Annotated in this window: 11 protein-coding genes and 1 pseudogene; 11 read left to right on the plus strand and 1 reads right to left on the minus strand. The window is 47.9% G+C overall.

What is annotated here, in order from left to right:
• Window positions 1-148 precede the first annotated feature (148 nt).
• The 11 genes from BS639_RS24040 (at window position 149) to BS639_RS24090 (ending at window position 8,640) form a co-directional block, all read left to right on the plus strand.
• Window positions 149-424: a hypothetical protein gene (locus BS639_RS24040; protein ID WP_084984573.1), complete on the plus strand. Its 276-nt coding sequence runs from the start codon at window positions 149-151 to the stop codon at window positions 422-424.
• 114 nt (window positions 425-538) lie between these two features.
• Window positions 539-832 carry a hypothetical protein gene (locus tag BS639_RS24045; protein ID WP_084984574.1) on the plus strand — a complete coding sequence of 98 codons (294 nt, stop codon included), beginning with the start codon at window positions 539-541 and terminating at the stop codon, window positions 830-832.
• 211 nt (window positions 833-1,043) lie between these two features.
• The gene (locus BS639_RS24050) at window positions 1,044-1,388 is read left to right on the plus strand and encodes an integrative conjugative element protein, RAQPRD family (protein ID WP_084984575.1); all 345 of its coding nucleotides are present in this window, start codon (window positions 1,044-1,046) and stop codon (window positions 1,386-1,388) included.
• On the plus strand, window positions 1,379-1,621 hold the full coding sequence (locus tag BS639_RS24055) for a TIGR03758 family integrating conjugative element protein (RefSeq protein WP_084984576.1): 243 nt from the start codon (window positions 1,379-1,381) through the stop codon (window positions 1,619-1,621). Before BS639_RS24050 ends, BS639_RS24055 begins: the two co-directional genes overlap by 10 nt.
• 32 nt (window positions 1,622-1,653) lie before the next feature.
• Window positions 1,654-2,040 carry a TIGR03745 family integrating conjugative element membrane protein gene (locus tag BS639_RS24060; RefSeq protein WP_084984577.1) on the plus strand — a complete coding sequence of 129 codons (387 nt, stop codon included), beginning with the start codon at window positions 1,654-1,656 and terminating at the stop codon, window positions 2,038-2,040.
• Between the two features lie 14 nt (window positions 2,041-2,054).
• Window positions 2,055-2,435 carry a TIGR03750 family conjugal transfer protein gene (locus BS639_RS24065; RefSeq protein WP_084984578.1) on the plus strand — a complete coding sequence of 127 codons (381 nt, stop codon included), beginning with the start codon at window positions 2,055-2,057 and terminating at the stop codon, window positions 2,433-2,435.
• The gene (locus BS639_RS24070; RefSeq protein WP_084984579.1) at window positions 2,432-3,091 is read left to right on the plus strand and encodes a PFL_4703 family integrating conjugative element protein; all 660 of its coding nucleotides are present in this window, start codon (window positions 2,432-2,434) and stop codon (window positions 3,089-3,091) included. The genes BS639_RS24065 and BS639_RS24070 overlap by 4 nt, the downstream gene beginning before the upstream one ends.
• A complete protein-coding gene (locus tag BS639_RS24075) occupies window positions 3,088-3,948 on the plus strand; it encodes a TIGR03749 family integrating conjugative element protein (protein ID WP_084984580.1) in 861 nt (286 codons plus the stop codon). The genes BS639_RS24070 and BS639_RS24075 overlap by 4 nt, the downstream gene beginning before the upstream one ends.
• Window positions 3,945-5,432, plus strand: a complete 1,488-nt coding sequence (locus BS639_RS24080) for a TIGR03752 family integrating conjugative element protein (RefSeq protein WP_084984581.1) — start codon at window positions 3,945-3,947, stop codon at window positions 5,430-5,432. The genes BS639_RS24075 and BS639_RS24080 overlap by 4 nt, the downstream gene beginning before the upstream one ends.
• A gap of 14 nt (window positions 5,433-5,446) precedes the next feature.
• Window positions 5,447-5,836, plus strand: a complete 390-nt coding sequence (locus BS639_RS24085) for a TIGR03751 family conjugal transfer lipoprotein (protein ID WP_173882129.1) — start codon at window positions 5,447-5,449, stop codon at window positions 5,834-5,836.
• A complete protein-coding gene (locus BS639_RS24090) occupies window positions 5,836-8,640 on the plus strand; it encodes a conjugative transfer ATPase (protein ID WP_084984583.1) in 2,805 nt (934 codons plus the stop codon). Before BS639_RS24085 ends, BS639_RS24090 begins: the two co-directional genes overlap by 1 nt.
• Before the next feature lie 73 nt (window positions 8,641-8,713).
• On the opposite strand, the pseudogene BS639_RS24095 reads toward BS639_RS24090, so the two are convergent.
• Window positions 8,714-9,100: pseudogene (locus tag BS639_RS24095) on the minus strand (hypothetical protein); the annotation flags it as partial.

The raw sequence follows: 9,100 nt of genomic DNA on the forward strand, positions 1-9,100 counted from the left end.
GGAGTAAGGAGATCTTGTATCGTGATTCGAAATCCCTGTCAGCATGGCTACGCGTAGACGTTGAAAGTCGAAAATCACTGATTGTTAGTGAGCAACTTTTGAGCGATAATGAGAATAATGACGTTAACGAATGCCTCGAGGACTGAATATGGCTACTAAAATTAACATTAAAAAAATTAGCTCGGATGCTAATGTCTTTAACGATATCAATACATTCAATCCTACCGGTGCTTTTCAGAAGGGTGTCAGAAAGCCTGATGGAACATTTTACACACTCGACGAAATTAACGCCCTGACACCTAAAGGTAGTTTAATAACTGAATCCAAAGAGGAAATGTTTGAAGCTTTTCTAAAAAACATCAAAAACATTAAACGACCTGAAAACCCGATTATAGAAATCGCGGGTTATAGACATTCTAAATAGTTCTTTGTGGCCATATTCATGGCCACAAGTTTCCGATGTGACAATTCTTCTAACATAAAACCATTAATCAAACCTTTCGAATAACTTAATCTTGCCACCTACAGGATTATTAATATGAGTACTCAAAAAGCATTAATCATCGATGGTCCCTTCATTAACGACACCAGACCCGTGCCATGGCCCTGGGAGAACAAAAGCACTGTGATGCAGGTTGTTAGACCTGAGTTGGGAAGTTCTAGCGCAGCAGGTCGAAGAATCAGCCAAGTTGCTGTTCCTAAAACTGACTACACAGTCCGAGAATTCTCGTTAGACGGGAAGATATATTTGATAGCCTCGAAAGCTGAACATAATGAAGATTATATTATCAGCATGATTAAGACTAATGATCATCAACCTATTCCCGATTAGCCTTCTCAAGGCTGGATAGCAGCATCCAATACTCGTGTTGGTAAGCTGCTGTCAGCAGGCAAGCCGAAGGCGCGTCAGCTATTTTAGCTTTAAAAGCCAAATTCCAACGGCCCGGCTTTAATTTCCTACTAACCATAAACAGTTAATCACTGCTCTAACCTTTAAATCACGCCATCCTCAACACTCTGTTACCAACCTTCAGGCGTGTAAGATGCTCATTACCCATCGGCAATTCCCCAAGCTGCTACTTTTATCAGGCTTAACGATTGCGATACTTACTACCAGCCAATCTCTCTCAGCGTCTGAAAAGGACGAACTGGCCAGCACCCTGAACCTCATTCAACAAGTCCAGCACTCCCTCGAACGGGCACGAAGCGCGTCAGCTCAAGCTGATTCTGACCAGACTCGCTATTACTTCGATTACCTGAGTGCCAGCGACGATCTTAACGTCATTAAACTCGGTATTGGCAATTATTTAGAACCCGCTCGAGCTCAACCATTGGACGGACACCTCCTCTCAGGGCAATACCGTAAGGACGCCTTCAAATGCCGATGAGCGCTGCTCAAACTGCAGCATTCAAGGCAGCATCCGGCAACATTGACGTCAACGTGTTGTATTTAAGCTGCGTGGGGTTCTTTTTGGCTGTTCTATTTCTTTGGGCACCCTGGGCGATGTCGGATGTCTGGAGCGGATGGGCGAATGAAAAGGTTCGGCATACTACGATGGGCCGTTTTGTCATAAGGGCCATATTGCTCCTCATTATCTCTATCTGGATGTTCGCCAGCTAGTTACCCCCCTCACATTTTAAAAAGAGCCAGTGATGATCTTAATAAAAATCCGCTCAACGCCTATTTCGGTGCCCATTCAAAATTTTCTTCGTGGCGCGAGTGTCGCCGTTCTTTGGTTGTGGCTCACCTGCAAACCTGCATTGGCCGATCTTCCCACCGTTGAACCACCAGCCAGCGGCGGCGGTGCAGGTTTGATGGGGCAAATTAAGGGTTATCTACAAGATGCAATCGTATTGGGCGGACTCATCGCCGCGGCTGTCGCTTTTATCAATGTTGCCCTCGCGGCCATTCAAACGTTTTCAGAAGTTCGCAACGAGAAAGCAACCTGGAGCAAATTTGGCGCAATCATCGTTGTCGGTGTGGTTTTACTGGTGACAGTGATCTGGCTGGTTGGCAAATCAGCCTCAATCATTCTGTAATTAGCAGGGAAAAGATGAAAACTATCCGCTTCTTACCCGACCGGCTCAATGCTGACCCCGTTGTATTTCGCGGCTTCACAACGCCTGAAATGGGATTGGCAGGCTTAATTGGCATCGGTATTGGCCTCATCTGGTCATTTCCGCTGATAACACTAATAGGGTGGGTAATAGTTCCGACCGGAATGTTGCTTACACCATTAATCCTCATTGCCTTCTGCGGCCGATGGCTTGCACGTCTCAAGAGAGGTAAGCCTGAGAATTATATTTGGCAAAGACTAGCGATCAAAAGGCATCAGTTTGGATTAGGCAATTTGTCTCTTATTACCGTATCTCAGCGATGGTCGATGAAACGAAGTCCCAAAGGCTTAAAGACTAACCCAAGGTTTGGGAGATGAGCCGCTTTAGGCACGCGCTGAAAAATCGCGATCAGCATATCTTCTCTCTGAGAATGAGCTGTGGAGTATTGGTGATTATTTTGCTGATAGCTGTTGGCGGATGGATAACCGCGCCAAGCCGTATTGTTGTTTATAACCCTCCGGATCTGCGTACTGGCAGCAGTCGGCCGTGGTGGGAAGTTCCTGCGCCAACGGCTTACACCTTCGCGCTTTACATCTTCCAGCAACTTAATGCATGGCCTAAAAATGGTGATGTCGATTATCCTGCAAAAATCGCAGCGCTGACTCCCTATCTCACCCCGTCTTGTCTGATATTTCTAAAAGCAGACCTAAGAAAACGCGCCGACAGCGGCGAGTTGCTTAACAGAGTTCGCATGATCTACGAAGTACCAGGTAGAGGCTATAACAGCAAGAGTGTCGCAATTATGAATCGCGACAGCTGGGTGATCCGACTTGATGCAGTAGTCGATGAATATTTCCAGTCTGAGCCTGTAAAACGCGCTTTAGTTCGCTTTCCGTTAAAGGTGGTGCGCTGGGATGGCGATGCCGAACGTAACCCATTTGGACTCGCACTCGACTGCTATGAAGGTATTCCACAACGGTTAGAAGCAGCTACACCATCCGAAGATGCCAAAGGCAAAGGAATGTTTCAGTGAAACATCACTCGCGCACCACCCGTTCAAAATTACTGGGGCTGTGCCTTGCCATAAACCCATTTACAACAGTACAGGCGGAAGAACTACTAAAATGGGAGCGCATTCCGCTTCAAATACCGCTGAAAATAGGCGTGGAGAGGATCATCTTTGTCGATAAAAATATGCGTGTCGGTTTGCCTCAGGCACTTAATGGAAAGCTACGGGTGCAAAGCACTGGCGGAGCAGTCTATCTTAAAGCTGAGGACGCTTTTCCACCCACCAGATTACAGCTTCAGGATGTCGAAAATGGAGAAATTATTCTGTTTGACGTCGACGCGAAAAGCAGCGGAACAGATGAGCCTATACGGTTGGTTTATCGAAACGATTCCTCAGCCACCAGCCGCACTCCCCCCTCAGATGTCAACACCGGAGATGAGTTCGACTCAGCCAAACAAGTTCGCTATGACGCTCCTGTAGCAGTAATTCTTACTCGGTATGCTGCACAGAACTTATATGGTCCATTACGAACTGTTGAGGGCGTGAACGGTATTCGGCAGGTCTCTGTAAAATTACCGCCGCGTATGACCCCCCTCTACCCTTCAAAAGCTGTTGAAGTGTCGCCGATGGCCAGCTGGAGCCTCAGCAACATGACCGTTTTGGCCCTCAAGCTCCGCAATCAGGTTAAAGAAAAACTCTTGCTCGATCCGCGCGAACTCGAAGGGCATTTTATTTCGGCCACTTTCCAACACCGTTGGCTGGGATCGTCCGGGACGCCCGAAGACACAACAATGCTTTATCTGATTGTTCCCGGCCGCCCAGAGCAGGCCCTTATTCCCGAGCCCATAATCACGACCACTGAAGTCAGGAAAACTGAATGAAGGTGAGATCGAACACTTTAGTTAAACTGCTCGTGCCTGCAATGCTGCTGTGCGCCATTATTATTGGTGTAAAAAGTTGCAGCCAACCCGAGGCCCCTAAAGCAAAAAGCGAAAATCCGCTCGCGAGCTCTTTGGCTAACCTTTCCCCAGACGAACTTAACTCGCTTGGGATTTTAGGCGATACCCCAGAGGACACCTTGCATACGCTGATAGGTGCATTAAATAAGGTTCGCGATGAGCAAAAACAGTTAAGAAAAGAAAATGAGGAGCTTAGAAAACAAAATCGTAGTGATTTGAACGGGGAGAAAGATGTTTCCAGTCAGGTCAATGAAGCGTTGACAGAACTGCAGGTGAAGTATGACGAACGCCAGCAGCTGTTGCAAAACGAGCAGCAAAGCTTAAAAGATAAATTGCAGTCACTACTGAGCCAATTTGATAAAAACGGCGCGGGGCCTCAGGGAAAAGAAAGTGATATCCCATTGGGCTTGGGGCTGGATAGTTTTAATGACGCTATCGCTTCCGAACAAAATAACGTGACATGGATTAGCCCAGCCGATCAGCCCAACACTATACCTGGGCAAAGCAAAGACGCCCCTTCCTTCCCCGTATCTTTTCTTGAAGATAATCCGTTAACGCGTCAGAAGTCAGCTTACGAGTTGCAGGTTAAAAGACATACCTCTGATATCAACTCAGGCAGTCAATCCAGCGAGGCTCCGGTATTTACCCTGCCAGAGAACTCAACACTGATTGGCAGCCGGGCAATGACGGCCTTGCTTGGTCGTGTTCCCATTAATGGCACCGTGCTCGATCCTTACCCGTTCAAAGTCCTCATTGGCAAAGATAACCTTACTGCCAATGGAATAGCGCTGGGTGAAATTGAGGGCGCTGTCGTATCAGGCACCGCAAGCGGTGACTGGACACTCTCCTGCGTGCGTGGACAGATAAACACAATCACCTTCGTCTTTTCCAATGGCACTGTTCGAACTCTTCCCCAGCCCGCAGAGTTGGCCAGTGGAAATAGCAATACGGCCAGCAATAAAAGCGATATTGGCACTGGCGGGGGCATTGGCTGGATCTCGGACGAGAATGGGATCCCTTGCATCAGCGGGACGCGCAAATCAAACGCCTCAACTTATCTTCCTACCTTATTTGCGTTATCGGCCGCCGCCGCCGCGGGCCAGACCATGAATGAGAGTCAGCAGACTAGCCAATCCAACGGGAATGGCGGCACGACTTCATCGTTGACTGGCGATGCGGGCAAAGCCGCAATAGGTAAGGCTATCGCAGGTGGGATGAGTGAAACCAATGACTGGGTGAAACAGCGTTACGGGCAAATGTTTGATGCCATCTACGTGCCTCCGGGGGCACGTTTAGCTTTACATATAACCCGGCAGTTGCGTATCGATTATGAGGTTAGCGGTAGAAAGGTTCGTTACGACTTTTCAATGCCGAACGATAGCAAAAATGCGGATGAGCTGGATTAAGGAGCCGAGAGATCATGAGAATCATGTTCGCGTTACCCGTTTTAATCATGTTTGCAGGATGCTCTACGTCAAAAGAACAACTTCTCCCGTCGGGTGAAAATACAATGCTGGAACTTTGGAACAACCAACAACAAAACGGCAAGGTAATGTCACTTAATCCGCTCCGTCGTTCATTAAATACTCTGGAACAGCAGCACAATCAAGACGCCAAGATCGGTTATTCACGAAGTCAGTACAATGAAATCAGCCAGCAGTTCCCTCGTCTGCCTAACCCTGACATGGTGATGTATGTCTACCCTCATTTGGTTCAGGGCAATACGCCGGTGCCAGGCTACAGCACAGTTTTTTCTTTCTATAAACAGACCCACTACGCTTTGCCCGGTGAACGCACAGGAGAGCTTTAATGGCGCTATTTCCTCTCTTTAGAAGGTCGCCGCCACAGAGTAATGAACCGGCAGACGACAGCAATCTTACCCTCAATGTTGCAGGCAGGAAGGCACTAAAACGTCCAGGTAAGCTGGATAAAAATGCTGAAGAAAAAATCTATCATGCTAATCCGTCAATAATCGATTTTTTGCCTTGGGTTGAGTTTCTTGATGCTGATCAATGCTTACTGCTTGATGATGGAGTGTCGGTCGGTGCAGTTTACGCTGTCACTCCCGTAGCTTCAGAGGGGCGCTCTGAGGAGCGTCTCGAGCAGATACGCGATGCCGTCGAAGACGCATTACAGGACAGCTTCGACGAACATGACAACAATCCTTGGGTGGTGCAATTCTTCTGTCAGGACGAAGACGATGTTGATGCCCATATTGCTCAATTAAGGCAATACGCTAAGCCTCATGCACAGGGAACGACATATACCGATGCCTGGTTATTGGAAACCGAGAAACACCTGCGCGGCATCGCGCGACCTCAAGGGATATTTCAGGATACGCTCATCACCGGACAGCCTTGGCGGGGACAGCAACGCCGAACCCGCATGGTGATTTATCGTTGGTTAGGGCCTCAAGGGCTTAGCAAGACGCCGCCAATCACAATACTGAATCAGGTTTGCGAACGTATTAGCAGCGCCCTGAACGTCGCAGGGATTGTTTGCAACCGTCAAAATGGTGCACAGGTCCACGACTGGTTACTTCGCCATTTTAATCCTTCACCGCAGTGGATAGACAAAACCTCGCTATACCGAGACGCGCGCTATTTTGATTCCAGAAAAACCCCTGATGGCTCAATTCAGATCACCAACGATTTCACAGAGACACTTTGGTTTGAACCGCCACGTTCAGACCATAATGCCGGTGTATGGTGGTTTGATAACCAGATTCACGGCGCACTTACGGTTGAGAAATTGCGTCGACCACCTGAGCCCGGTCAGATCACCGGCGAGCAGAAAAGAGGTGAAAAGAAGATAAATGCTCTGATGGATATGTTTCCTGAAGGAACAATGCTTTGCATGACTATTGTCGTTCAGCCACAGGATACTTTGGAATCTGATTTCGCTCGGTTGGCGAAAAACGCGGTTGGCGAAAATACCGAATCGCTACGTGTAAGGCAGGATGTCAGCAGTGTCAGTGAATTTTTGGGTAATCGCCATAAGCTTTACCGCGCAGGGATCACCTTTCTTCTTCGTGCCGAGACACCTGAAGCCCTCAACCACATACGACTCGAGCTGAACACCATTCTACTCGGCGCTGGCATGCAACCCGTCAGGCCGGAATTCGATGTCGCACCGCTCAATAGTTATTTGCGGGCATTACCCATGTGCTTTAATCCTCACTTGGATAAAAAAAATTGGTATACCCGACTCAGTTGGGTCCAGCATTTGGCCTGCCTTCTACCGATCACCGGTCGCGAAACAGGTACTCGTCATCCAGGCATCAGCTTTTTTAACCGAGGCGGTGATACGCTTTCGTTTGACCCTCTCAACAAATCGGACCGCTCGCAGAATGCCCACCTCCTGCTCTTCGGTCCTACCGGATCAGGGAAGTCTGCGACGCTGTGTTCCGCTCTGGCACAGGTCATGGCAATTCACCGACCAAGATTGTTTATCGCCGAAGCCGGTAACAGTTTCGGATTGTTGGCTCAGTACTTTGAAAGTCTCGGCCTGACGACTCATATCGTCAGCATCAAGCCCGGCGGAAATGTCACCCTTCCCCCCTTTGCAGATGCACATAAAATATTAGCTATCGACGCTTCCCTTCTCGTAATCAATGCAGATGAACTGCCCGATATTGACGAAGAAAGTGAAAACGAGCAGCGAGATATTCTGGGTGAAATGGAGATATCCGCACGGTTGATGATAACCGGAGGAGACCAAGCTGAGGAACGAGAGTTGAAACGCGCCGACCGCGCAATGATCCGTGAGGCTCTCTTGATAGCCGCCAAGAGCAGCTATGCTGAAACTCGCCAGATGCTACCGTCCGATTTACAGACAGCGCTTTATCATTTAGCGAAAGATACTTCTGACGAAACTCGTAATACAGAGCGCCGTGGTAAAGCGGCAGAGATGGCGCAAGCTCTTGGAATGTTTACTCAACCGGGCAGCTTTGAAGCCCAGTTGTTTGACCGAGTTGGCACCTTGTGGCCGGAGGCAGACGTCACCCTTATCGATCTCGGTCACCTTGCACGCGAGGGCTACGAAGCGCAGATGGCACTGACTATGGTCTCACTGACCAATACTATTAACAATATTGCCGAGCGAGATCAGTATCTTGGCCGAGAGATTATCTTTACAGTTGATGAGGCACATATCGTCACGATCAATCCCCTTCTCGCACCGTATATGACCAAAGTCGTGAAGATGTGGCGCAAACTTGGAGCCTGGCTGTGGCTGGCCACGCAAAACCTCGAAGATTATCCCGATGCTGCAGCCAAGATGTTAAACATGGCGGAATGGTGGATATGCCTCACCATGCCGAAAAAAGAAGTCGAGGAGATCTCACGTTTCAAAACGCTTTCCGACGAACAGAAGAAAGTACTCGAATCGGCCAGCAAACTTTCTGGTTGCTACACAGAGGGCGTGGTGCTGGCCAAGAAAATTGAAGCCCTTTTCCGCGTGGTTCCGCCGAGTCTGTATCTGGCGCTTGGGATGACAGAGAAAGAAGAAAAAGCCGAACGCCGCCGACTGATGAATACACATCAGTGCACAGAACTACAGGCAGCGTTTATGGTAGCGAAGGGGTTGGATCTGAGGCGCAAATTAAACAGGTGAGAAAAAAATTTCCCAGAATTTAATTGCACTTTCAATAAACAAGCCCCACTAATTAGCTAGGACTGTCTGAAAATCATCCTTTTTTTGGAATAACTTTACCTGCTAAATCGGCAATGGCATTAGCCCCATCAAGAACGGAGGGGATATTATCAGCACTTAACTGTATTGGACTAAATATTAGATTTTCAAAAGCCTTCCATGAATCTTTTTCTTCAGGACTGTCTTTTCTTTTTTCAACATAGTCATGAATGAACTCACAAAGACTTAAGCGATGATCAATTTGAAGTAACTGAGTTTTAATCATTCTAACCTCACCATAGTAAAGCCGCATAAAATAAAAAATAACAACTTCCAACGTCACTACTGGCACATAATATATCAATGAAGCCATATCAACCCCTACATCCAACCACTTATATTTATGATTCAGCAGAGACGTAATCGGCATAAATATTAGGAC

This window comes from Rouxiella silvae (assembly GCF_002093625.1).
Classification (GTDB): domain Bacteria; phylum Pseudomonadota; class Gammaproteobacteria; order Enterobacterales; family Enterobacteriaceae; genus Rouxiella; species Rouxiella silvae.